This window comes from Polaromonas sp. P1_G2 (assembly GCF_056405515.1).
Genome location: NZ_JBFUBY010000021.1, coordinates 1 through 24,588, shown reverse-complemented (window position 1 = coordinate 24,588; position 24,588 = coordinate 1). Strand labels below are relative to the sequence as shown.

Sequence of the window (24,588 nt, the reverse complement as noted above, 5' to 3'; positions counted from 1 at the left end):
GTCTGGGGGAGGGGTCGGGGGAGTCGGGGAATCGAGGAGGTCAAGGCAAGGCGTCGAAGGTGTCGCGGTCACCCTTGGCGGTCAGCAGCAGCAGCGCGTGCTCTGAAGGCGCGATTTCGCCGCGCGCACGCAACTGCGCCAGCGCGCCCAGGCAGGCGCCCGCGCACAGTTCCACCCACAGGCCTTGCGCGCCCAGCTGCCTGCTGCCTTCCACGGCGCCGGCGTCGTCCACCACCACCGCGCCGCCGCCCGAGCGCCGCACGGCCAGCGCCTGCTGCAAGGTGACGGTGCTGCCGGCGATGGAAAACTGCGCGGTCTGGCCGGCGAATTCGGACTGCGGTGATTCCCCGCCCAGCACGCGAGACAGGCGCGGGAAAGGCTCGACCGCCCAGAGGCGCGGCATGCGCGCGACCAGCCCGGCCTGCAGCAGGTCGCGAAACCCGCTGTAAAGCCCCCAGAGCAGGTCGCCGCGCGCCGTGGGCACCAGTACGTGGTCGGGGATGCAGCCATCGGCCACACATTCGAGCGCCACCGCGCGGTAGCCCTCGACGCCGAAGGCCGGGCTGCCGACGGCGGGCACGCTGTAGTTGGTCAGTGCGAAGGCGCCATCCTGCTCGACGCGGCGGCGCAGGTGTTCCCAGCGGCCGAAGCCGCGCTCGAAGGCCAGGCGTTTGGCGCCCAGGCGGTGCAGCGCGCGCGCATAGGGCTCCGGCATGTCGTGGTAGGTGGCGACTTCGCAGGCCAGGCCGGCGGCCGCGCAATAAGCCGCGGCCGACACCGCCGCGTTGCCGCTGGAGGCGAGAACCACGGTCTGCGCGCCCACGTCCAGCGCCCGGCTGACGGCCTGGGCCGACATGCGGTCCTTGTGCGAGCCCGTGGGGTTCATGCCCTCGTGTTTGGCCGACAGCTGCCGCAGGCCGAAAGCGCGCGCCAGGCGCGGCAGGTCCAGGCAGGGCGTGCCGCCTTCGCTCAGGGAAACGCCCTGGGTGTAGGGCAGCCAGGCGCCCCACTTATAACCCGTACTGGTGAATTTGAGGGTTTTGGGCAGTTCGGCATAGACCGCTTCCAGGCTCGCGGGCGTGCCCGTCGCTGCGCAGTGCGGGCAACCGGCCGGGAGGTCTCGCAAGGGGTATTCGCGGGCACAGTGGATGCAGCGCAGCCCGGACAGCTGCGGGTTGCGGACCACGGTGAGGGGCGCCGCGCCGGGTTGGGAAACAAGGGAATTCATGCGGCCAATGGTACGAAGGCCGGAGGTGGCCGTGCAGCGCCTGATGGCGATTTAGAATAAGTAAAACTTATAGGAGTCCACCATGGCCGAAGCAAGCGCACGCCAGATCGAAGTGTTCCGCATGGTCATGCGCCTGGGCACGGCCAACCGCGCGGCTGCGGCTTTGCACGTGAGCCAGCCGGCCGTCACGCAGCTGCTGCAGCAACTGGAGGCGCGCGCCGGCCTCAAGCTGTTTGACCGGCCCAAAGGCAAGCTCACGCCCACGCCCGAAGCCCATGCGCTGATGGAAGAGGTGGAACGGGTCTACGAAGGCCTGGAAGCCGTGCAGCGAAAAATCGTGGCGCTGCAGTCGCATGAAGACACGGTGCTGCGCATAGGTTCGCTACACGCCATGGCCGCCAGCGTCATGCCCTGGGCTTTGGCCGAGTTCCAGCGCTGCTACCCGCGCACGCGCTGCCTGCTGCTGGTCGACAGCTCCAAGGTGCTGCGCGAAGCCTTGTTCCAGGGGGCGGTGGACCTGGCCTTCCTCGGCGACGAGGCCGACACCAGCGGCCTGGTGTCTTCGCTGTTCTACCAGGCGCCCGCCGTCTGCATCATGCCGGCCGCCCATCCGCTGGCGCGCAAGCAGCTGCTGCATTTGCAGGACCTGCAGGAGGTGCCGCTGGTGGGCCTGTCGGCCTCCGACCCGGCGCAGCGGCGCCTGGAAGCGGCGCTCGCGCAGGCCGGGGTGCAGGCGCGCTTTGTGATTGAAACGCCTTACAGCGCTACGCAATGCGCGCTGGTGCTGGCCGGCGCCGGGCTGGCGGTGACGAATCCACTGGTGGCGCGCGAGTACCTGGCGCTGGGCCTGCGCAGCGTGCCGCTGGCGGCCGACGTGTCGTTTCGCGCCTTGCTGGCTTTCAAGCCGCTGCAGGCCCAGTCGGGCGCCGCGCAGGAATTTGTGGGCTTGTGCCGGCGCCGGCTGGTGGGCAGCCTGCCCGAAGGCTCGCTGTTGGGCGAAGCGCCGCTCAGTTCCCCGTCGTAAGGGACTGGACTTCGGTCTCTGGCAGCGGCTCCACCGTCACGGCCACGTCGAGAATGTGCTGCGCCCCGCCGCGTATCACGCCGCGCATGGGCGAGACGTCGAGGAAGTCGCGGCCGGTAGCCAGCGTGACGTAGTCTTCGCCCGGCGCGCGGTTGTTGGTGGGATCGAAATCCAGCCAGGTGCCCAGGCCCGGGCAGTAGACCGAGGCCCAGGCATGGGAGGCGTCGCTGCCAACCAGGCGCGGCTGGCCGGGCGGCGGGCTGGTCAGCAGGTAGCCGCTCACATAACGCGCCGGCAGGCCCATGGCGCGGCAGCAGGCCACCATGATGTGGGCGAAGTCCTGGCACACGCCCTTGCCTTGTTTGAGCGCCTCGAGCGCCGGCGTGTTGACCTCGGTGCTTTCGCTCTCATAGGCCATGGTGTGGTGGATGCGCTCCATCAGGTCGCGCGCGGCTTCGGGCAGCGGCCGGCCCGGCAGGAAGCTGGGGCGGGCGAACTCGACAAAAGCCTCATCGCGCGGCACATAGGGTGAGGCGAACAGGAATTCGGAGGCGCTGTCGTAGGCCGCGCCGGCGCGGTAGCGGAACTGCTCGCGCACCTGCTCCCAGGGCGGCGACACCGGCCCGCCGGAAGACAGCGAGCTTTCGGATTGCAAGGGGTTGGCCACCGAGGTAGAGACCACGCTGTCGGCCACCACGGTCAGGCTTTCATGCGCGGCCTGCAGCGAAAAATAGCTGCGCGTGTTGCCGTAGACGTCCACGGTCTCGCGCAACTGCACGGGCGCCGGGTCCACGTGCAGCGCGTAACTGAGCAGGCTCTGGCCGTTGCGGCTGGCGGGCTTGAGGTGCACCACGTGGTGGGCATTTTCCACCGCCGGCGCATAGCGGTAGCGGGTTTCGTGGACGACGTGCAGCAGCATGGAATGACTCGCTTGTCCCGGCGCTCAGGCGCCCAGGCTCTGGCTGCCGGAGGCCGCGTGGCTGAAGTAGCGGCGGCTCAGGGTGTCCGACAGATCCAGCGCGGCATCGCAGCATTGCCGCAGCAGCTCGACCAGGCGACCGTCATGACACTGGCCCTCGCCGTCGCCTTCGGTCTGCATGTCCGCGCACAGGTCGGCCAGGGCCCAGCTGCCGGGATCGGGCAGTTCCATCGCAAGCTCGGGCATGTCGCCCGGCGCGCTACCGGCCAGCTTGGCCAGGCGGCCGCGCAGGGTCTGCACCACCCAGCCCAGCGAGCGCGGGTTGTCGCGGTCCAGCACCAGCAAATCGAGCAGGGCCGGGATGTCTCGGCGCTGCTGGTATTGCGCGTGGAAGGTGATGGTGCTGTCGAACAGTGCCACCATGGCGTTGAAGCCGCCTTCCTCGAACACCGAGCCGGTTTCAAAACCGCGCACCAGCGCACCGGCCAGGGTGTTGAGCCGCTCGATGAGGCGTCCCATGCTAAGCAGGCGCCAGCCGTCGTCGCGCGTCATGCGGTCGGTCTGCGCGCCGGTCATGGCCGAGAGGAAACCGCTGGCCGATTCGAGCGCGCGCAGCGCCTCGACCGAGGAGTATTCGAGCAGGTACTGGCTGGTCTGCTGCTGGCTCTGTCCGCCCTGGCTTTGCGTCTGGCTTTGGCCCACGCTGCTGAAAATCGAGCAGCGCTGGAAAAAATCAGCCTCGGTGCGCACGATCATGTGCCACTGTTCCTGCGACAGGCGTTCGCGCACGGCMGAWGCSGCGCTCTTGAGCGCSCGCAGGTTRWAGCCYACGCTGGCGGCCTGYTCGGTGTCGGCCAGGTTGGCGATCAAGGCGCGTTCAAAGACCCGGCGCGCCTGTGTGGCCGGCGGCACGCTGTCCAGCACCAGCGCATTGCCGACGGCCATGCTGGTCAGCCAGGCTAGCAGCGGCTGTGAGGTCTGGTCTTCGCCGCCCAGGCATTGCAGCGTGATCTGCGCCAGGCGCGTGGAGTTCTCTGCGCGCTCGGTGTAGCGGCCCAGCCAGAAAAGATTTTCGGCCGCGCGGCTGGTGACCGGCGGGCGGTGGCGCAGCGGCGCAGCGGCCCAGGCCGGCGCGGGCTGCTCGGCGCGCGGGACGCCGGCGTGCCCGGCCCTGGCCGCGGAGGTATCGCCCAGCACCCACACATCGGCGCTGCTGCCGCCGTGCTGCATGGAGGACATGTTTTCGTTCTTGCCGGCCAGCCGCGCCAGCCCACCCGGCAGCACCTGCCAGGAACCCTTGCCGTCGGCCACCGCAAACACGCGCAGCATGGCCGAGCGCGGGGAAATCCGCTCGCCCTGCCAGGTGGGGGTCTGCGGCAGCGGCAGGTAGGCCTGCACCGTGTAGTCTTCGCCGCGGCGCACGATGCGGCCGGCCCATTCGTCGAGCGCGCGGCGCGACAGCGTATGGCCTATCACCGACTCCATGCCCGAGCCGGGGTAGGTCGGCTTGATCACGCAGTTCTTGAGCTGGCCCAGCACGTCCTGCATGACGGCCTGCTCACCGCACCACCAGGTGGCCAGCGAGGGCAGCGCCAGCGTTTCGCCGAGCAGGTGTTCCGACAGCGCGGGCAGGAAACCGAGCAGCGCGCTGGATTCGAGGAAAGCCGAGCCCGGCGTGTTGACCACCAGCACATTGCCCGCGCGTATCACCTGCAGCAGGCCGGGCACGCCCAGCGTGGAGTCCGAGCGCAGCTCCAGTGGATCCAGGAATTCGTCGTCCAGGCGCTTGAGCAGTCCATGCACCGGCTCCAGCCCGCGCAGGGTCTTGAGGTAAAGCCTGTCGTCGCGCACCAGCAGGTCGCTGCCTTCCACCAGCGTCAGGCCCAGGAAGCGGGCGAGRTAGGCATGCTCGAAATAGGTTTCGTTGTAAGGCCCCGGGGTCAGCAGCACCACGCGGCTTTCCTCGTTGCCGTCGCCCGGGCTCATGGCCTTGAGTCCGTCGACCAGCGCCTTGTACGAGGCGCCCAGGCGCTCGACCTGCATTTCGCGGAAAGCTTCGGGGAACAAGAGCGAGATGGTGAGGCGGTTTTCGAGCAGGTAGCCCAGGCCGGAAGGCGCCTGCGTGCGCTGCGAGACCACCGACCAGCGGCCGTCGGGGCCGTGGGCGATGTCGAAGGCTGCTATGTGAAGGTAGGTGCCGCCGGCCGGCTGCACGCCCTGCATGCCGCGCAGGTAACCCGGGTGGGCATGCACCAGCGCGCTGGGCAAAAGGCCCTTGGAAAGCAGCTCCTGCGGGCCGTAGATGTCGGCCATGACACGGTCCAGCAGGCGGGCGCGCTGCTGGATGCCGGCCTCGATCTCCGCCCAGTCGCCGGCCGAAACCATCATGGGAAAGAGGTCCAGCGCCCAGGGCCGCTGCGGGCCGTTGGCGTCGGCATAGACGTTGTAGGTCACGCCGTTGTCGCGGATCTGGCGGCGCAGGTTGGCGGTGCGGTGGTTCAGGTCGTAAAAACCGTCGGTGCCCAGGAAGTTGAAAAAACGCGCCCAGTCGGGCGACAGGCTGTCGTCGGGGGCGGCGGCTTCGGGTTGGGATGCGGCGGCTTCAGGGGCGCTGCCGGCCGCGCGCAAGGCGGGCTGGGCGGGCGCGGCCGCTTCCACGGGCGCGGGGCCTTCGGAGGCACGGCCCCGCAACTCGTCGAAATGGCCGGCTGCCGCATGCGGCGCCAGCGCGGCGGCCAGGGCGCAGGGGGATTCGAGCGCCTGGGCGGCAAAAAGGGACTGGGTGTTATTTTCCACGTGCTGCAAGTATGCCTGCGGCCCAGGAGCGCAAAGACTCAATGAGGGGCTGGTTTCCGGCCAAAGCGGCTATTTATGCCGCTTGCGCATGCAATTGTTGCAGCCATAAGACAGGCTGATGGGCCTGTCTTATGAGTCCTCAGCGCAAGTCCAGCGTGAACGGGAATTCCCGGCTGGCCTGCGCCGGCGCCACGCGCATCTTGCCTGGCGTGTGGCCCATGCGGAAAAAGCGCGTGAGGCGGCGGCTTTCGGCCTCGTACGAATTGACCGGCAAGGTGTCGTAGCTGCGCCCGCCCGGGTGCGCCACGTGGTACTGGCAGCCGCCCAGCGAACGTTCCATCCAGGTGTCGACAATGTCGAAGGTCAGCGGCGCATGCACGCCTATCGACGGGTGCAGGGCCGAAGGCGGGTTCCAGGCCTTGTAGCGCACGCCGGCCACGTATTCACCGACGCGGCCCGTGCTTTGCAGCGGCAGCGCGCGGCCGTTGACGGTGACCACGTAGCGGTTGTCGTTAAGGCCGGTGACGTGCACCTCGATGCGTTCCAGCGAGGAATCGACGTAGCGCACGGTGCCGCCGGCCGAACCTTCCTCGCCCATCACATGCCAGGGCTCCAGCGCGCTGCGCAGCGTCAGTTCAATGCTGTTGGACTTGACCTGGCCGATCAGCGGGAAGCGGAACTCGAAATGCGGCTCGAACCAGGCCATGTCGAAGGCGTATCCAGCTTCGCGCAGTTCGGTCAGCACGTCTTCAAAGTCCATGCGGATGAAGCCGGGCAGCAGGAAGCGGTCGTGCAGTTCGGTGCCCCAGCGCGTGACGCGGCCGTGGTAAGGCTTGTTCCAGAAGCGCGCCACCAGCGCGCGCAGCAGCAACTGCTGGGCGATGCTCATGCGCGCATGCGGCGGCATCTCGAAGGCGCGCAGCTCCAGCAAGCCCAGGCGCCCGGTGGCGGAGTCGGGCGAATACATCTTGTCGATGCAGAACTCACTGCGATGGGTGTTGCCGGTGACGTCGACCAGGATGTTGCGCAAAGTGCGGTCCACCAGCCAGGGCGGCATGTCGGCGCCGTATTTCTTGCGGTTGTTTTCGATTTCGCGCAAGGCGATTTCGAGTTCGTACAGCTGGTCGTTGCGGGCCTCGTCCACACGCGGCGCCTGGCTGGTCGGGCCTATGAACATGCCCGAGAACAGGTAGCTCAGCGAGGGGTGGTTGTGCCAGTAGGCGATCAGGCTGCCCAGCACCTCGGGCTTGCGCAGGAAGGGGCTGTCGGCCGGCGTGGCGCCGCCCAGTACGAAGTGGTTGCCGCCGCCGGTGCCGGTGTGCCGGCCGTCGGTCATGAACTTTTCGGCCGACAGGCGCGTCTCGTGCGCGATCTTGTAGAGGAACTCGGTATGTTCCACCAATTCACCCCAGTTATAGGCCGGGTGGATGTTCACTTCAATCACGCCCGGATCCGGTGTGACCTGCAGCATCTTCAGTCGCGGGTCGCGCGGCGGCGGGTAGCCTTCGAGCACGATGCTCACGCCCAGCGACTGCGCCGTGGCTTCCACGGCGGCCAGCAGGTCCAGGTAGTCTTCGAGGCGCTCCATGGGCGGCATGAAGACGTAGATCGCGCCGGTTTCGCCGCGGCCCGACTTGTTGGCCTTGCTGTCGGGATTGGCCTTGGGCTTGTCCTTGGGACCGTTGGCGCGTTGGGGGTCGCGTACTTCGACGCACAACGCGGTGCGCGTGAGCCAGGCGGCCGATTCAAAAGGCTTGGGCGCGCGGTCGTCCTGGGGCGCGGCCGTCTCGGGTGAAGCGCCGGCTGGTTTGCCGTCGGCGCCTTGGGCGCCGTTCGTGCCGTTGTTGCCCAGCGGGCGGAACTGCAGGATGCGGCTGGCCTGCGTCAGTGCCGTATTGCCGGCCATGTAGCGCGCCATGTACTGCGCCAGCGAGCTGGCGCTTCCACCCGTGGAAGGCGCCACCGGCGTGGCGCCGCGGGCCGCGCTGAAGCTGCCGTTGTAGCGCGCGGCCAGCGCCGAAGCGGCCGGCAGCTCTTGCCGTGGCGCGAACGGGTCGGCCTCGATCATGTAGGGGTAGTCGGTCTTGGACACCCAGGGCACGGAATCCAGCGGCAGGCGGTAGCCCATGGGCGAGTCGCCCGGCATCAGGTACATGCGTTCTTCGCGGAAGAACCAGGGGCCGGTGGTCCATTTCGGGCCGGCCAGCGAAGGCGAAGCGCCGGCGTTTCTCTGCTTGAGCTGCTCCTTGGTCTGCAGCGGCAGCACATAACCCACGACCGAATCCAGGCCCTGCATGAAGACGCGGCGCAGGCGCTCGCGCTCCATGGCGTCGTCCAGCTTCGAATCAAAGGGGTCGACATTGACCGGCAGCCGGCGCTCGCGCCAGAGGTAGTACCAGGTGTCCTCATAGCCCGGCGTGATGTAGGTGGTGGCCAGGCCCAGCTTGCCGGCCAGGGTCTGCACAAAACGCTGCGCGTCGGCACTGCTGTAGTTGCAGGGCTGGCGCTCGTCGGCGAACAGCGCCGGGTTTTGCCAGATCGGCTGGCCGTCCTTGCGCCAGAAGATGCTGAGCGCCCAGCGCGGCAGCTGCTCGCCGGGGTACCACTTGCCCTGGCCGAAATGCAGGAAACCGCCTTCGCCGTATTCGGCGCGCAGCTTCTGCACGAGTTCGGTCGCGTAGCCGCGCTTGGTCGGGCCCAGGGCGTCGATGTTCCACTCGGCCGCGTCGCGGTCTGTGGTGGCCACAAAGGTCGGCTCGCCGCCCATGGTCAGGCGCACGTCGCCGGCTGCCAGGTCCTGGTCGACCTTTTCGCCGAGCGCCAGCACCTCCTGCCATTGTTCCTCGGTATAGGGCTTGGTCACGCGCGGCGATTCGTAGATGCGCTGCACCGCCATGTGGTGCTCGAATTCGACTTCGGATTTGTCGACGCCGCCTTCGACCGGCGCGGCGCTCGATGGCTCGGGTGTGCAGGCCAGCGGGATGTGGCCTTCGCCCGCCATCAGGCCGGAGGTCGGGTCCAGGCCCACCCAGCCGGCGCCGGGCAGAAAGACTTCGCACCAGGCGTGCAGGTCGGTGAAGTCGGCTTCGGCGCCGCTGGGGCCGTCGATGGATTTGACGTCGGCCTTGAGCTGGATCAGGTAGCCCGAGACAAAACGCGCGGCCAGGCCCATGTGGCGCAGCAGTTGGACCAGCAGCCAGCCGGTGTCGCGGCAGGAGCCGCAGGCCAGGCGCAGGGTTTCTTCSGGCGTCTGCACGCCGGGCTCCAWGCGGATCGAGTACTTGATGTCCGACTGCAAGCCCTGGTTCAGGCCCACCAGGAAGTCGATGGTGCGCTTGGGCGTGCGGTCGATTTTTTCGAGGTAGCGCTTGAGCAGCGGCGTCGCCGGCTGGGTGGCCAGGTAGGGGGCGAGTTCGCGGGCCTGCAGCGCGTTGTAGGTGAAGGGGAACTCCTCGGCGGCCGGTTCCAGGAAGAAATCAAAGGGGTTGAACACCGCCATCTCGACGACCAGGTCCACCGTGACCTTGAACTCGCGTGTCGGCTCGGGAAACACCAGGCGGGCCTGGTAGTTGGCAAACGGGTCTTGCTGCCAGTTGATGAAATGCCCGGCGGGCTCGACCTTGAGGGAATAAGACAGCACCTGCGTGCGGCTGTGCGGCGCTGGCCGCAGGCGGACCACCTGGGGGCCGAGTTTCACCAGCCGGTCGTATTTGTAGTGGGTGATGTGGCTCAGGGCAACGTGGATGGACAAGGCAACCTCGCTTAAAAAAATAACAGGGCGTGGCACACCGCCGGAAAAATAAACCCATCACAGGCCGCCACATCATGCAGCCTGGACATTAGGACGCGTAGACAGCTTACCCGGATTTGACGGTATTTCTGAAAGCAAGAGCTGCGCCATATGCGGAGTTTGCATGGCCTGCTGTCGGCTCTTTGCCTGGGCCTCCCGTTAAACAGGTTCTAAAAAAAGCAAAAAAAGAAGGGGAGGCAGCTTTGAAGCCAGCTGTATTCACGGTGCCACGGCCATACGCTGCGAGCCCGGGGCCTGTTTTGGCCGGTTTCATCTCTGGCGTGGCCCTGCAGTTGCAGCAGCCCACGCTGTGGTCGCAGACAGGCTATACCTTGTGCACCCTGCTGGCGGTCGCCGTGGCCGGGATTTTCTGGCGTTTCGGCCGGCGCGCGATAAAACCCCTGTGGGGCAGGGTGATGCTCGCGTTTGCGCTGGCGGCGCTGCTGGGATGGGGCTCGGCCGGCTGGCGGGCCTGCGCTTTCCAGTCCACGGCCCTGGAACCGGCCCTGGAAGGCCGCGACATCGAGGTCACCGGCAGCGTGCTGGCCATGCCGCAGCCCGGCGAGGATGGCTTGCGCTTTCGCCTCGGCATCGAGTCCGCCCGCCTGGACGGCCGCAAACTCACCCTGCCGCCACAAATCCTGCTGGGCTGGTATTCGGGCTTTGCCGGGCGCGAGCCTCGCCCCCTGGCCCAGGACTCGGACCCTTTCGAAGTGGCGCTGGCCCTGCAGCGCCAGCCGCAGGCCTTGCGGGCCGGCGAACGCTGGCGCATGACGGTGCGGCTCAAGGCACCGCACGGCAACAGCAACCCRCACGGCTTCGACTACGAGCTGTGGCTGTGGGAGCAGGGCATACAGGCCACCGGCTATGTGCGCGCCGGCACGCATGACGCGCCACCCGAAAAACTTTCCAGCAGCTGGCGGCACCCTGTGGAGCAAGCCCGGCAGGCGGTGCGCGAGCGGATTTTTGAACGTGTGGAGAACCGCCAGTGGGCCGGCATCATCGCCGCGCTGGTGGTCGGCGACCAGAATGCCATTGAGCGCGCTGACTGGGACGTCTTTCGCGCCACCGGTGTCGCGCATTTGATGAGTATTTCCGGCCTGCACATCACCATGTTCGCCTGGGCCGCCTCGCTGCTGGTGGGCGGTTTGTGGCGGCGCACCGCGCGCCTCACACCCAGCCTGTGCCTGGCACTGCCGGCCGCCGGCGCCGGCGCGCTGGGCGGGCTGTTGCTGGCGGCGCTTTATGCGCTGTTTTCAGGCTGGGGCGTGCCCGCGCAGCGAACCATCTGGATGCTGGCCACCGTGATCCTGCTGCGCCAGGGTGGCCGGCAATGGCCCTGGACGCAGACCTGGCTGCTGGCCATGGCCGTGGTGGTGGCCCTGGACCCCTGGGCGCTGATGCAGGCCGGCTTCTGGCTCTCTTTTGTGGCGGTCGGCGTGCTGTTTGCCACGGATGCGGGCGCCGGCCATGCGGGGGACGAAAGGATGAACCCTTCGGGCGCGCCGCAGACGGGATGGCGGCGGTTCGGCCCGCGCTGGCTGGCCGGCCTGGCCCGCGCCCTGCGCGAACAATGGGTGGTGACGCTCGCGCTCACGCCTTTGTCGCTGCTGCTGTTCAACCAGGTCTCGCTGGTAGGCCTGCTGGCCAATGCCGTGGCCATTCCGGCCGTGACCTTGCTGATCACGCCGCTGGCCCTGCTGGGCGTGCTGTGGGCGCCGGCCTGGGCTGCCACGGCGGGCTGCGTCAGCGTGCTGGCGCTGTTCCTGCAGTGGCTGGCGGCCTGGCCCATGGCCTCGATCAGTGTGGCCGCGGCGCCGCTGTGGTGCGCCACCGCGGGTGTGGCGGGGGGCGGTTTGCTGGCTACGCGCCTGCCCTGGCATTGGCGCGTGCTCGGCATCCCGCTGCTGCTGCCCGTGCTGCTGTGGCAGCCGGTGCGGGTCGTGCCCGGGCAGTTTGAGCTGCTGGCGGCCGACATAGGGCAGGGCAATGCGGTGCTGGTGCGCACCGCCAGGCACAGCCTGCTTTATGACGCCGGCCCGCGCTTTTCGCGCGAAAGCGATGCCGGCCACCGCGTGCTGGTGCCGCTGCTGCGCGCGCTCGGCGAACGGCTGGACATGCTCATGATCAGCCACCGCGACATCGACCACATAGGCGGGGCGGCTGCCGTGCTGGCGATGCAGCCGGGAGCCCGGTTCCTCAGTTCGATTGAAGACACCCACCCGTTGCAGGCCCTGCGCAAGGCTGAACGCTGTGTGGCCGGCCAGCAATGGGAATGGGATGGCGTGCGGTTCGAGGTATTGCACCCGGCCGCCGAGGCCTACGGCGCGGCCGCCAAGCCCAACGCCATGAGCTGTGTTCTGCGTATCTCCAACGGTAGCCGCACGGCCTTGCTGGTGGGCGATATCGAGGCGCCCCAGGAAGCCGCGCTCGTCGCCAGCGTCCCGGCCAGCCTCAAAGCCGATTTCCTGCTGGTGCCCCACCACGGGAGCAAGACCTCGTCGACTGTGGCCTTCCTCGATGCCGTGCAGCCGCAATGGGCCATGGCGCAGGCCGGCTACCGCAACCGCTTCGGCCACCCGGCCGAGGCCGTGGCGGCGCGCTACGAGGCGCGCAGCATACACCTTGTGAAGTCCGCCCCCTGCGGCGCGGCGCTGTGGGACAGCCAGCATCCGGATGCCCTGCGCTGCCAGCGGGAGGAGGGCAAACGCTACTGGCATCATGTGCCTGGGCGTTAAAAATTGGTTGGGGCCTGCGCCGCCTTGGCGCATAACTTGCTAAGCTACGTCAAAACAATGCCCTGAGCAAAAACTTGCTGGAGATCAAGCCAATGAGCCGACCGATGTTTGATGAAATGAATGCCACGGAATCCAGCGTCCGTGAACACTACCAGGGTTACCAGCGCTGGCTGGCCAAGCAGCCGGCCGACGTGATGCAGGCGCGCCGCGCCGAAGCCGAGATGATTTTCCGCCGCGTCGGCATCACTTTTGCCGTCTACGGCGCTAAAGATGAAGACGGCGCCGGCACCGAGCGCCTGATCCCCTTCGACCTGATCCCCCGCATCATTCCGGCGCACGAGTGGGCCAGCATGGAAAAAGGCCTGGTCCAGCGCGTCACGGCGCTCAACCGCTTCATCCACGACGTCTACCACGGCCAGGAAATCATCAAGGCCGGCGTCATCCCGTCCGAGCAGATCTTCCAGAACGCGCAGTTCCGTCCCGAGATGATGGGTGTCGACGTTCCCGGCAACATCTATTCGCACATCAGCGGCATCGACATCGTGCGCGCGCCCAATGCCCAGGGCGAGGGCGAGTACTACGTTCTCGAGGACAACCTGCGCGTGCCCAGCGGCGTGAGCTACATGCTCGAAGACCGCAAGATGATGATGCGGCTCTTCCCCGAGCTTTTCAGCCAGAACCGTGTCGCGCCCGTTGCCCATTACCCCGACCTGCTGCTCGAAACCCTGCGCGGCATGGCGCCGCCGGCCACGGCCGAGCCCACGGTGGTGGTGCTCACGCCCGGCATGTACAACTCGGCTTATTTCGAGCACGCCTTCCTCGCGCAGCAGATGGGCGTGGAACTGGTCGAGGGCCAGGACCTCTTCGTCAAGGACAACTTCGTCTACATGCGCACCACGCGCGGCCCCAAACGCGTCGACGTGATCTACCGCCGCGTCGACGACGACTTCCTCGACCCGCTGGCCTTCCGCCCCAACTCCACCCTGGGTTGCGCGGGCCTGCTCAACGTTTACCGCAGCGGCAATGTCTCGCTGTGCAATGCCATAGGCACGGGTGTGGCCGACGACAAGTCGATCTACCCTTACGTGCCCAAGATGATCGAGTTCTACCTCGGCGAAAAACCCATCCTCAAGAACGTGCCCACCTATATGTGCCGCAACAACGAGGATTTGCAGTACACGCTGGCCAACCTCAAGGACCTGGTCGTCAAGGAAGTGCACGGCGCCGGCGGCTACGGCATGCTGGTCGGCCCGGCCGCCACCAAGGCCGAGATCGRGGAATTCCGCGCCGCCTTGCTGGCCAACCCATCCGGCTACATCGCCCAGCCCACGCTCAGCCTTTCGACCTGCCCGACCTATGTCGAAAGCGGCATCGCGCCGCGCCACATCGACCTGCGGCCTTTTGTGCTGAGCGGCAAGGACGTGCAGATGGTGCCCGGCGGCCTCACGCGCGTGGCGCTGAAAGACGGCTCGCTGGTGGTCAATTCGTCGCAGGGCGGCGGTACCAAGGACACCTGGATTCTTGAGGGGCCGTCATCGCCCGTGGCGTTCCAATCGCAGTCGCAGACCCAAGGAGGGAAATAATCATGTTGTCTCGTACTGCCGATCACCTCTTCTGGATGTCGCGTTACACCGAGCGTGCGGAGAATACAGCCCGGATGCTCGACGTCAACTACCAGACCTCCTTGCTGCCGCAGTCCGCCGCCGTCGTGCAGGGCGGCTGGCAAAGCCTGCTGAGCATCAGCGAGCTCAAGCCTTCTTATGCCGCCAAGTACGGCGACAGCATCAACCCGCGCGAAGTCATGGACTTCATGGTGCGCGACGAACAGAACTCTTCGAGCATCGTCTCCTGCCTGCAGAACGCCCGTGAAAACGCCCGCGCCGTGCGTGGTACCTTGACCACCGAAGTCTGGGAAACCCAGAACCAGACCTACCTTGAAGTCATCCGCATGCTGCGCAACGGCGACTTCGAGCGCGACCCCGGCCAGTTTTTTGAATGGGTCAAGTTCCGCTCCCACCTGTCGCGCGGTGTCACGGCCGGCACCATGCTGCAGGACGAGGCCTTTCACTTCCTGCGCCTGGGCACCTTCCTGGAACGCGCCGACAACACGGCCCGCCTGGTCGACGTGAAGTTCCACGCGGTGCAGAACGACTTCCTGGGCACCGACGGCGAGAAGGACCAGGAATACGACTTCTACCACTGGAGCGCGATTTTGCGCAGCGTCTCCGGCTTTGAGGTCTACCGCAAGGTCTACCGCGACGTCATCAAGCCCGAGCGCGTGGCCGAGCTGCTGATTTTGCGGCCCGACATGCCGCGTTCGCTGCTGGCTTGCCTCAACGAGCTCATGAGCAACCTCGCCATGGTGACCAGCGACACGGCAAGCGAAACCCAGCGCCGCGCCGGCAAGCTGCGCGCCGACCTGCAGTACGCCCGCATCGACGAAATCCTGGCCACAGGTCTGCACGCTTTCCTGACCCAATTTTTGGACCGCGTCAACGAGATAGGCGCGCACATCAGCCGCGAATTTCTTGTGCCGGCCACACATTGAGCCCCCACGTTCGCTCGCTGCGCGTAGCTCTCGAGGCCTTGCAGGCCGCGGCTCGCGAGACGCTTCGCCCCTGTCGCCCGTCCAAGCCTGCGCAGGCAGGCTTGGAGCCGCGGGCTCCAGCCCCTAGTGGGCGCTACGCCTGCGGCCCGGCAAAGCCGGTTCCGCGGCCCCTGCTAGCCAAGACCTCTCTCTCGGCGAGGCTGCAGCGCGGCCGTAGTGCGTCCGATTCAGCGTTTGCGCGAGCATGAAACTTCACGTCCGGCACATCACCGACTACCGGTACACCGAGCCGCTGCGCTACGCGCTGCAAACCCTGTGGCTCACGCCGCAGTCCGGCCCGGCCCAGACGGTGGACTACTGGAGCCTGGGCGCGCCCGAAAAGCTGTTCACCCAGCGCGACGCCTTCGGCAACACCATCAGCTCCTACACCTTTGTCGGCAAGGACGCCGACAACGTGCGCTGGAGCCTGGTCAATGCGGCCGGTGACGTCGAAACCCTGGGTGTGGCTGAGTTCAATGATGCGGAGACCTTGCCGCACCCTTATTTCTTTCTGCGCGCCACCCATCTGGCCGAACCGCATTGGGAACTCGCCGAATTCGGCCGGCGCTTTATTCCACAAAGCCTGGACGGCAGGGCCGACCTGCAGGCCTTGCTGGCCCTGAGCAAAGGCGTGGCCGACGCGGTGAGCTACCGCAAGAACAGCACCAGCGTGACCACCACCGCGCTTGAAGCCTTCAAGTCGGGGGCGGGCGTCTGCCAGGACCAGGCCCACGTGATGGTCGCCATCTGCCGCAGCCTGGGCTACCCTGCACGTTATGTCAGCGGTTATTTCTACGCCGCCAACGAACCCGACCTGGCCAGCCACGCCTGGTGCGACGTCTGCCTCGACGTCGCCACCCGCCGCTGGGTGAGCATAGACGTGACCCACAGCTGCCAGATCGACCAGCGCCACGTGCGCCTGGCCATGGGCACCGACTACAACGCCTGCCCGCCCATCAAGGGTGTGCGCCAGGGCGGCGGCGAAGAGTCCATGACAGTGGAGATCACGATTCAACCGGTTGTGGGAAACTAACAGCTTCCCGATTCCACCAACCATCTAGAGCTTGAGGTCGCCTTCCTGCCTCGCGATGCGCGTAAAACTCCATGAAGACAGACAAAACGGTTTGCCCGGTCTGCAGTGCCGATTGCACGCTGCTTGATCCCGTTGATTTCAACACCTCATGCCACCCCAATAAGCTGGGGCTTTCCGGCGTGCCTGTGACCTACGCAATTTGCCAGAACTGTGCTTTTTGTTTCGCGCCGGAGATCTGCACCTGGAGCCTGCAGGAGTTCGAGGAAAAAATCTACAACGATCATTACGTTGCTGTCGACCCCGGTTACATAGAAACCCGGCCAAAAGCCAACGCAACCATGCTTCGCGCCGGATTCGGCAATCTGCATCCCGCCCTCAGGCATCTCGACTATGGCGGCGGCAATGGCACGCTGTCCAGGCTGTTGCGCGAAATCGATTGGCCATCCACTTCATATGACCCCTTTGTGGACAGAGACCTCAGGGTTGAGACGCTGGGCAAGTTCGACCTTATTACCGCCTTTGAGGTGTTTGAGCATGTTCCGGACGTCTGGGCGTTGATGGCCAACCTCAAGAAGCTGATGTCACCGGATAGCGTGCTCCTGTTCTCGACCTTGACGTCTGACGGGCATATCCAGGCCGGCCAGCCACTCAGCTGGTGGTATGCCGCGCCACGCAATGGGCACATCAGCCTTTTTTCATCGCGCAGCCTGGCGCTCCTGGCGCAGAGCCATGGGCTTCACTTTGGCAGTTTTTCGGAAGGATTCCATGCCTTCTATCAAGATATACCGTCTTGGGCCGCCCAGCCTCTCACCGAGCTTCTGTGATGTGGTGTGATGCAATCACGCTCCTCTTTGGAGAGCTGATGCGCGCGTCGCCATTCGGTTGACGTCCGGGTCAAGCCTGGCCCGTCCCCTGGAGCCGACCATGCAAGATGCGCTTCGTCAATTCCCATCCGTTGTGCTTGCCTTGCAACAATGCAGTACGCTTTCGCCATGACCGACATCAAGCCCGCAATCTTCCCCGACGACCTTGCGCATGTCGTCGCCATCCTTCGTGAGTATGTCGCCAGTCCCAGCGTGAGCCTGGCCTTCCAGAATTACGAGGCGGAATTCGCTGCCTTGCCCGGAAAGTACGCGGCACCTGAAGGCCGTCTGCTTCTCGCGTGGAAAGGATCGGCTGTCGTCGGGTGTGCCGCGCTTCGCCGCGTTGACGCTAGCACCTGTGAAATGAAGCGCGTCTACGTGCGGCCGGATGCGAGAGGCGAAAACCTTGGCCGGCGGCTCATCGAACGCATCCTCGATGAAGCGCGGGCCGCGGGCTACTCCCGCATCTGCCTCGATGTCCTGCCTGAGTTCGCTGCAGCACAGCGCATCTACGAATCCCTGGGTTTTCAAGCTTCGGCGCCCGTCACCTTCAATCCCGTTCCCGGCACCAAATACCTGGCCCTCGAACTCTCCCCGTCACGGCTTGCGGATGCTGCCTGAGCCTTTCGTCGAATGGTGCCGGGTGTGGTCCAGCATTTGGATAGACACTGACGTGCAACACAATGCGGCTTTTCGCCATATGCAAATTCCAAACAGTGCCAGCCTTTGACCGCAATGCGTTACCCCGAATCAAAACCCCCATGGACCGGCAGCTGCCTTTGCGGGAAGGTGCATTACAAGCTGACCGCGCATCCGCTGACGTTCTACGCGTGTCATTRCACAGACTGCCAGCGGCGCTCCGGCAGCAGCATGCGGCTGGCCATGTGGGTTGACCGTTCGGCGCTGGAGGTCACGCAGGGAAGCCCGCAGCTCCTGACATTTGATATGGGAAATGGGCGCCAACGCAGGGCGAGGGTGTGCGTTGATTGCGATACCCGGTTGTGGGCGGAACCGGCCGACAAGCCAACCATGGCGGCGCTGCTGCCTGGAACATTGCATAACGCGCGGGAGTTTGAGCCTGTTGCGCACCTCTGGACAAAAAGCGCGCTTTCCTGGATGGTGATTCCACCGGGCGTAGCCGCGTACGAAACCCACCCTGATCGCCCGGGGGAACTCGCCAGGCTGTGGCAGGAGGCGATGCAACAGCGGGGCTCCGGCGATGAAAACTAAGCACTGGTCGAGTCTGCAATTGCGGCAGGTTGAATTTCATCGTTGCGCCTGATTGGACTTTTATGCAGCTAGGACCCTGGATGCCCATCGCCCTCGCCGAAGCCGGGATCCGTACATTTCCCGTGGGGCAGAGCAATCCCAGGGTCACCGAATACCACGCGCTGACCAATATCCGCGGTTATGACGACAAGGCTTCCTGGTGTTCGTCGTTCGTCAACTGGTCGCTGGCCCAGGCTGGTATTCCCGGCACCGGGTCGGCGCTGGCGCGCTCATGGCTGGAGTGGGGTGAACCGCTGGCCGCACCCGTGCCCGGCTGCATCGCCGTGCTGTCGCGTGAAGACCCCGGCGGCTGGAAAGGCCATGTCGGTTTCTTTCTTCGCGCGGATGCGGAGTATGTGTATTTGTGGGGCGGCAACCAGCTCGACGAGGTGCGTGAGCATTTTTATCCTTTAGCGGCGGTGCTGGGCTATCGCTGGCCTTCGCAAAAAAAGACGGCTTGAGCTCTTCGCCCGGGCTGTCATGACTGCGGCCTGCGCCGGACCCAGGTCCGGATGGCCCTATACGGGAAACCACCAGTCCCCAATGGCAGCTGATTGACAGCTACGCGCACTAAGGTTGGGGAACACCACTGATAACAAGGATCCCCCATGAAACGCCGCCACCTCCTGCAAGCCACTTCGGTCGCCATCGCTCTGCCCTCGCTGGCCTGGGCCCAGGACAAATACCCCAGCAAGCCCATCACGCTGATCTGTCCCTACTCGGCCGGCGGCAATGCCGACCAGCGCTCGCGCCAGATCGGCCGCTTTCTCTCCACGGCGCTGAACCAGCCGGTGCTCGTGGACAACAAGCCAGGCGCAGGCGGCAACATCGGTACCGAGGCCGTTGCCCATGCGAAACCGGACGGCTACGTCATCGGCATGGGCAACTTCGCCCCTCTGGCGGTCAATCCCACCATGTTCAAGAAAATGAACTTTGACCCGGCCAAAGAGCTGGTGCCGGTCTGCCTGATCGAAAAGGGTCCGCTGGTGCTGATGGTGCCCGCCAGTTCCCAGTTCAAGAGCGTGAAAGACATCATCGCCGCCGCCAAGGCCAACCCCGGCAAGCTGTCGTTTGCCTCCGGCGGCCTGGGCGGCTCGCACCATCTGTCGGGCGAGATGTTCAAGTCGCTGGCCGGCCTGTCCATCACCCACATTCCCTACAAGGGCGGAGCGCCCGCCACGACGGACCTGATGGGCGGACAGGTGGACATGATGTTCGAGCAGATGTATTCGGCCGCTCCCTCGATCCGCGCCGGCAAGCTGCGCGCGCTGGCCATCACCAGCAAGACGCGTTCGCCGCTGTTTCCCGATGTGCCCACCATGGTCGAGGCCGGCGTGCCGGGCTTCGAGGTACAGAACTGGCAAGGCCTGGTGGCACCGGCCGGCACACCCGCGGCCCTCATCAAGTTGCTCAATGAAACCGTCAACAAGGCGCTGGCCGACCCGACCATCAAAGAACAGATGCTGGGCCAGGGCAACGAACTCGGCGGCGGTACACCCGAGCAGTTCGCCGCCCTGATCAAATCGGAAGCGGATCGCTGGGGAAAACTGGTCAAGAGCGCAAACATCAGGCCCGAGTAGCGCGGCCTGTTTAACGAAGGTGAACTTGCCTCAACCGTCCATCCAGGTCGAACCAGGGTGAGGTAAAAATTCCTTAGTTCAATTGATCGACGTTGGGCCAAAAGACGGGTCGGATTTCCCGTGTCCGCGCGTCGTAGTAAGACAGATGCGGTGCCGGCGGTGCGTCGCGTCCGTCCGCAATCCAATAAGCGCTTCTTCGAACCGGCTGTGAGCTAAAAAGCGTTTGATTAACGAAAATGGCATTTTTGTCTTTTGATACGCTGACGCCGTTGGGGCTTTTTAGATTGCCGATGTAACCGCTTGGAAGTCGTGTATTTAAAATTTCGTCGGTGACAAGAAGGGTTTTTTTATCGACAAGACGTACGCGCTCCCCGTTGGTGATCCAGTGTGTGCCTTGCCAATCTTCCATCAACCATCGGAATGTCGTGTTGTGGGAAAGAGGGTTGAGGCCTTTGAAATCAACAACATTCTGAGGGTTGACCTGGACACACTGGATCATGTGTTGCAGTCCAAGCGCGGGTGGAAAGTTAAATCCATATCCGCAGAATGCAAACGTCTTCCCATCTGGTGCATAAAAAGGCCCTGTAGTCTCAAGACCCCACGATATATGTGTGGCAAAACGATCAAACTTCGGCGTTTCTGATTGCGCCTTGAAGTCGTATTCGTAGACATCGCGTAGCCCACCGGTTTTTCCGCTGGCCAAGGTGACCTTGGCGACAGTTCGCCAATACAAGATAGCCTGATCGTCGGGTCGCCAGGCGGGCCTGGTTGCGCTGTAGACGGCTGCAATCTGTTGTCCCTGACTCAAGTCGGTCGTGGATTCGCTCATGGCGGGCTGGCCGTTGTAGAAGGCGCAGTCCAGCTTTTCCAATGGATGTGGGACCGATGGTACGGTGCCCGAAGCCCTTGGCGGCGCGGGCTGCGATTTGACGGGGCAGTCGGCAAGCACATAAGCCAGCTTTTTGCCATTCCAGGACACGCTGGGCCAGATGTAGCTTTTGCCGGGGTCCTGTCCTGCAATGAGGCTCCAATGGCCGGTGGTCGGCGTGCCGTCTTCCAGGGGCTGCGCTTGCCCATCCGGCTCCCAACGCACCAGGCGGCAGTACAGCGGGTTGTGGTAGCTGCAAAGATTGACTATGACCCAGCTGTCATCGGGTGCGAAGCGGGCATAGATGGGAAACCAGCGTACGGCTGGTTGGGTCTGCGGCGCGGGCGCCGTCTGCGCCATCGCTGCCGCAGTCATCAGCAGTCCAAGCGCCCATGTTGTCAGTTGCTTCATGTCTGCCTTTCAGGCTTCAAAGGGAAACAGCCGCCAATCCCGCGACAGAATTTAAATGGCAATTACGGTGTGCTTGATTTGACCCGCGCCGCCACTTCCCGCCCCAGCTCAATCACAGCCATCGCGTAGTAGCTGCTCCAGTTGTAGCGCGTGATGGCGTAGAAGTTTTCGGTGCCGGCCACGTATTGCGGGGCGTCCTGGCCGTTGAGCAGTTCGATCAGCGCGAGCGGGCCGGGGTGTTGCAGAGCAGGGCCTTCGAGCACCGCGCCTTTGGCGCTGAAGCTGGCGACGCTGAAGGTCGGCAGGATGTCAGGCGCCATCAGCGCGTCCATGTCGAGGCGGCTTTTGTCGAAGCTGACCGGGTAATGCGTGGGCATGCCCGGCTGCCAGTTGAAGGCCTTGAAGTAGCTTGCGACGGAGCCGATCACGTCGGCGGGGCTGTTCCAGAGGTCGATGTTGTCGTCGCCGTCGAAATCGACGGCGTACTTGACCCAGCTCGAGGGCATGAACTGCGGCATGCCCATGGCGCCGGCAAAGCTGCCGCGCGCGTCAAAGGGGCTGGCTTCGCGCCGGCTCTGCAGTGTCAGGAACTGTTCGATCTCGCCCTTGAAGAACTCGCTGCGCTCCCTGGCGCGCGGATGATTGGCGGGGAAGTCGAAAGCCAGCGTGGTGAGTGCGTCCATCACGCGGAAGCTGCCTGTGTCACGGCCGTAAATGGTTTCCACGCCGATGATGCCGACGATGATCTCGGCGGGCACGCCGTATTCCTTTTCGGCGCGCTCCAGGGTCTGCTGGTTTTCCAGCCAGAAGCGGCGGCCGGCTTCAATGCGCACCGGGTCTATGAAACGGCTGCGGTAAACGCGCCAGTTCTTGACGAAAGCCTTGGTGGGCGGCTGCATCAGGCGCACGACGGTGGCGTTGTAGCGCGACTGGCCGATGGCGTCGCGCACCCAGTCGGGGTCCAGGTCGCGGCGCGCGGCCATGTCGTCGGCGAACTGCATGGCCTCGGGCCGCGTCGAATACAAGGGCCCCTGGGTTTGCGCGGCGTTGCCCGAGACTTTTTTCCGGGCGGGCTGGGTGTCTCCGGCCCAGGCGGAGCAGGCCAGGGCCGCCGTCAGCAAAAGGGCAAGTCCGGAGCGGTGAAGGGGCATGGCGCGGCGATCAGGTAGAGGGGTAAAGCAAGCCCGATTTTAAGCAGGCCAGCTCAGCCGGCTGAACTCTTCCCTGAGCGCATGCAGCTGCGGCGCCGTTTTGCCCGCGGCGTAACGTTGCTGCTCCAGGCGCAGCAGCCAGTCGGCCAGGGCCTGGGCGGTGCTGCCCGGCTGCTGGYCGTAGCGGGCCAGCACCTCCTGTGCGAGCTGGCGCGGCGAGCTGGCCGGCGTGCTCGGAATGCCGGCCTTGTCCAGCCGCTTGCGCGCGCGGGCCAGCAGGCGCACCCAGGGGTCGTGCTGGGCGCGGTCCCACAAGGTCCAACCGGCGCCCAGCAGCGCGGCTGCCACGATGATGGCGATCAGGACATAGCTCAAGTCTTCCCAGCTGGGCGACTCAAAGCCCAGGTTTTTCAGCAGGTCGAGCTGCCGGCCCTCGGTGTAGTTGAGCACCCACTGGTTCCAGTTGTTGTTGGCCGCTTCCCAGAACAGGCGTAACTGGGTCGTGAACGTCGGGCTGAAGGAACCCAGGGCCCGCGCGACCGCGCCTTGCGGCACCACCAGCCGCTCGAACTCACCGATCCGCGCGGGCGCGACCACCGAGGTCGGGTCCACGCGCATCCAGCCGCGGCCCGACTGCCAGACCTCGGCCCAGGCGTGGGCACTGCTTTGGCGCACCACCCAGAAACCGTCGACGCTGTTGAGCTCCCCGCCCTGGTAGCCGGTGACGATGCGTGCCGGGACGTCCATGGCGCGCATCAGGATGACGAAGGCCGAGGCGATGTGTTCGCAAAAGCCCTGCTTGCGGTCGAACCAGAATTCGTCGGCCGTGTGCTGGCCGTAAACACCGGGCTCCAGCGTGTAGGTGTAGCCGCCCGTGCGCAGGCGTTCCAGCACCACCTCCACCAGCCGGGCGGTGTCCGCGCCTCGCAGGCGCGGGTCGCCGCGTATTTCGCGGGCCAGCGCCAGGGTGCGGGGATTGAATCCGGATGGCAGGTCCCTGAACTCCTGCAGGCCCGGCACGGATTGCAGCGGGCCGTGCTGGAAGGCGGGGTAGCTCTGGGCCTTGTAGCGTATGAGGTCGGTGAAGGGACGGTTGGCCAGCCATTGAAGGTCGGGCTGCATGGCGCTTTGGTAGCCGGCCGGCAGCGCGGGGCTTTGCACCGCCGCTTCCATCACGAACAGCCAGGGGCGGTTGGTGGGCTCCAGCGTGACTTCGTAGTTGAGCGGTTCGCCCGAGACCGCCAGGTCGGCCGTCACGCCGTAGCGCACCGCCGTGTTCAGGCGCGCGGGCCGCCACTCGATGCCGTCGAAACTGGACAGCACCGGGCCGCGAAAATACATGTCCTGCTTGCGCGGCGGCGCGCCCTCGAACTTGATGCGCAGGGCCACGCTTTCATCGAGCGCCAGTTTTGCGATGGTGCCCACCTGCATGCTGGAGCTCAGGCCGCTGCGCCCCGTCATGGCGTCGCCGGGCACGCCCCACAAGGGCGCCAGCCGCGGGAACAGCATGAACAGCACCAGCATGATGGGCGTGCCCAGCAGTGCCATCCAGCCGGCGGTTTTTGCGGCTTGGGCCAGCGGCGGCCTGCCGACCGGCATGTGTGCGTTGACCAGCATGGTCAGCAGGCCCAGCAGGCCCACCAGCATGCTGAAGGCCGTCAGCAGGGACTGCGAGTAGAAGAAATTGCTCAGCATGCAAAAGAAGCCGAGGAAAAACACCACAAAGGCATCGCGCCGCGCGCGCAGTTCCAGTGTCTTGAGCGTCAACAGCACCACCAGCATGGTCACGCCCGCGTCGCGGCCCAGCAGCGAGCGATGCGTGATCCATGTCGCGATGATGGTGAGAGCCAGCAGCATCAGCAGCCAGTACTTGCCCGGCAGCGGCCGCGCCAGCACGGCCAGCCGGCCGCGCCAGAGCAGCACGGCGGCTGCCAGGGCGCTGCACCAGAGGGGTAGTTCGTTGACCTGCGGTAGCAGGATCCAGGCTATGACGGCCAGGAGGAACAGGGTGTCGCGGGCGTCGCGAGGGAGGGATTTTAGGCGGCTCAGCATGGGAGTTCTGTTTTCTCTGCTGAGGGCTGCTGGCCGGGGGTAGCCCGGCGGCTACTCACTTTTCTTTTGCTTCSCCAAAAKAAAAKTAAGCAAAAGAAAAGGCGACCCTGGTTGCTGCGTCCCTGCGCTTCGCTACGGGCAACCTGCGGTGCTCGGTCCAGACGGGGTCTCGCTAAACTCGCTTCGCTCAGACAACGCGATCCCTGATCCGTCTGGACCTCCGCTCCTCGGCGCATCCACAAGGGGTGGGGAAGGAATACCAAATCCAAATACTGAAAA

The 24,588-nt window shown here is 65.4% G+C and carries 17 protein-coding genes; 10 read left to right on the top strand and 7 right to left on the bottom strand.

The genetic code is table 11. From position 1 onward, the window contains the following. Positions 1-40: 40 nt before the first annotated feature. Positions 41-1,228 (bottom strand): pyridoxal-phosphate dependent enzyme, encoded by a 1,188-nt coding sequence (locus AC1D0P_RS04100; RefSeq protein ID WP_477675530.1) that lies wholly within the window; start codon positions 1,226-1,228, stop codon positions 41-43. An 82-nt stretch (positions 1,229-1,310) separates the two neighbouring features. Between AC1D0P_RS04100 and AC1D0P_RS04095 the strand changes: the two genes are divergently transcribed. Beyond that, entirely contained in the window at positions 1,311-2,252 is a 942-nt protein-coding gene (locus AC1D0P_RS04095) for a LysR substrate-binding domain-containing protein (protein WP_477675529.1), read from the top strand. On the opposite strand, the gene AC1D0P_RS04090 is transcribed toward AC1D0P_RS04095, so the two are convergent. The 3 genes from AC1D0P_RS04090 to AC1D0P_RS04080 form a co-directional block, all read right to left on the bottom strand. Further along, entirely contained in the window at positions 2,236-3,171 is a 936-nt protein-coding gene (locus AC1D0P_RS04090) for a transglutaminase family protein (RefSeq protein ID WP_477675528.1), read from the bottom strand. The two genes, AC1D0P_RS04095 and AC1D0P_RS04090, sit on opposite strands and share 17 nt — an antisense overlap. Positions 3,172-3,195: 24 nt before the next feature. Beyond that, positions 3,196-5,967 (bottom strand): circularly permuted type 2 ATP-grasp protein, encoded by a 2,772-nt coding sequence (locus AC1D0P_RS04085; RefSeq protein WP_477675527.1) that lies wholly within the window; start codon positions 5,965-5,967, stop codon positions 3,196-3,198. A 139-nt stretch (positions 5,968-6,106) separates the two neighbouring features. Then, positions 6,107-9,718 (bottom strand): transglutaminase family protein, encoded by a 3,612-nt coding sequence (locus AC1D0P_RS04080; protein WP_477675526.1) that lies wholly within the window; start codon positions 9,716-9,718, stop codon positions 6,107-6,109. Positions 9,719-10,017: 299 nt separating this feature from the next. Between AC1D0P_RS04080 and AC1D0P_RS04075 the strand changes: the two genes are divergently transcribed. The 9 genes from AC1D0P_RS04075 (at position 10,018) to AC1D0P_RS04035 (ending at position 19,827) form a co-directional block, all read left to right on the top strand. After that, on the top strand, positions 10,018-12,495 hold the full coding sequence (locus AC1D0P_RS04075) for a DNA internalization-related competence protein ComEC/Rec2 (RefSeq protein ID WP_477675525.1): 2,478 nt from the start codon (positions 10,018-10,020) through the stop codon (positions 12,493-12,495). Between the two features lie 92 nt (positions 12,496-12,587). Then, positions 12,588-14,078, top strand: coding sequence for a circularly permuted type 2 ATP-grasp protein (locus AC1D0P_RS04070; RefSeq protein ID WP_477675524.1), 1,491 nt, complete (start codon positions 12,588-12,590; stop codon positions 14,076-14,078). Positions 14,079-14,080: 2 nt separating this feature from the next. Then, positions 14,081-15,043 (top strand): alpha-E domain-containing protein, encoded by a 963-nt coding sequence (locus AC1D0P_RS04065; protein ID WP_436155163.1) that lies wholly within the window; start codon positions 14,081-14,083, stop codon positions 15,041-15,043. Between the two features lie 244 nt (positions 15,044-15,287). Continuing rightward, positions 15,288-16,115: a transglutaminase family protein gene (locus tag AC1D0P_RS04060; protein ID WP_477675523.1), complete on the top strand. Its 828-nt coding sequence runs from the start codon at positions 15,288-15,290 to the stop codon at positions 16,113-16,115. Between the two features lie 71 nt (positions 16,116-16,186). Then, positions 16,187-16,939, top strand: a complete 753-nt coding sequence (locus tag AC1D0P_RS04055) for a class I SAM-dependent methyltransferase (RefSeq protein WP_477675522.1) — start codon at positions 16,187-16,189, stop codon at positions 16,937-16,939. Positions 16,940-17,107: 168 nt separating this feature from the next. Beyond that, positions 17,108-17,599, top strand: coding sequence for a GNAT family N-acetyltransferase (locus AC1D0P_RS04050; protein ID WP_477675521.1), 492 nt, complete (start codon positions 17,108-17,110; stop codon positions 17,597-17,599). Positions 17,600-17,713: 114 nt separating this feature from the next. Then, positions 17,714-18,208, top strand: a complete 495-nt coding sequence (locus tag AC1D0P_RS04045) for a GFA family protein (protein WP_477675520.1) — start codon at positions 17,714-17,716, stop codon at positions 18,206-18,208. An 80-nt stretch (positions 18,209-18,288) separates the two neighbouring features. Continuing rightward, positions 18,289-18,708: a TIGR02594 family protein gene (locus AC1D0P_RS04040; protein WP_477675519.1), complete on the top strand. Its 420-nt coding sequence runs from the start codon at positions 18,289-18,291 to the stop codon at positions 18,706-18,708. A 147-nt stretch (positions 18,709-18,855) separates the two neighbouring features. Next, a complete protein-coding gene (locus tag AC1D0P_RS04035) occupies positions 18,856-19,827 on the top strand; it encodes a Bug family tripartite tricarboxylate transporter substrate binding protein (RefSeq protein ID WP_477675518.1) in 972 nt (323 codons plus the stop codon). A 73-nt stretch (positions 19,828-19,900) separates the two neighbouring features. On the opposite strand, the gene AC1D0P_RS04030 is transcribed toward AC1D0P_RS04035, so the two are convergent. The 3 genes from AC1D0P_RS04030 to AC1D0P_RS04020 all read right to left on the bottom strand — a co-directional run bounded on the left by AC1D0P_RS04030 (position 19,901) and on the right by AC1D0P_RS04020 (position 24,309). Beyond that, positions 19,901-21,106, bottom strand: coding sequence for a hypothetical protein (locus AC1D0P_RS04030; RefSeq protein ID WP_477675517.1), 1,206 nt, complete (start codon positions 21,104-21,106; stop codon positions 19,901-19,903). A 62-nt stretch (positions 21,107-21,168) separates the two neighbouring features. Beyond that, the gene (mltB, locus tag AC1D0P_RS04025) at positions 21,169-22,257 is read right to left on the bottom strand and encodes a lytic murein transglycosylase B (protein ID WP_477675516.1); all 1,089 of its coding nucleotides are present in this window, start codon (positions 22,255-22,257) and stop codon (positions 21,169-21,171) included. A 39-nt stretch (positions 22,258-22,296) separates the two neighbouring features. Further along, positions 22,297-24,309, bottom strand: a complete 2,013-nt coding sequence (locus AC1D0P_RS04020) for a transglutaminase TgpA family protein (protein ID WP_477675515.1) — start codon at positions 24,307-24,309, stop codon at positions 22,297-22,299. Positions 24,310-24,588 lie beyond the last annotated feature (279 nt).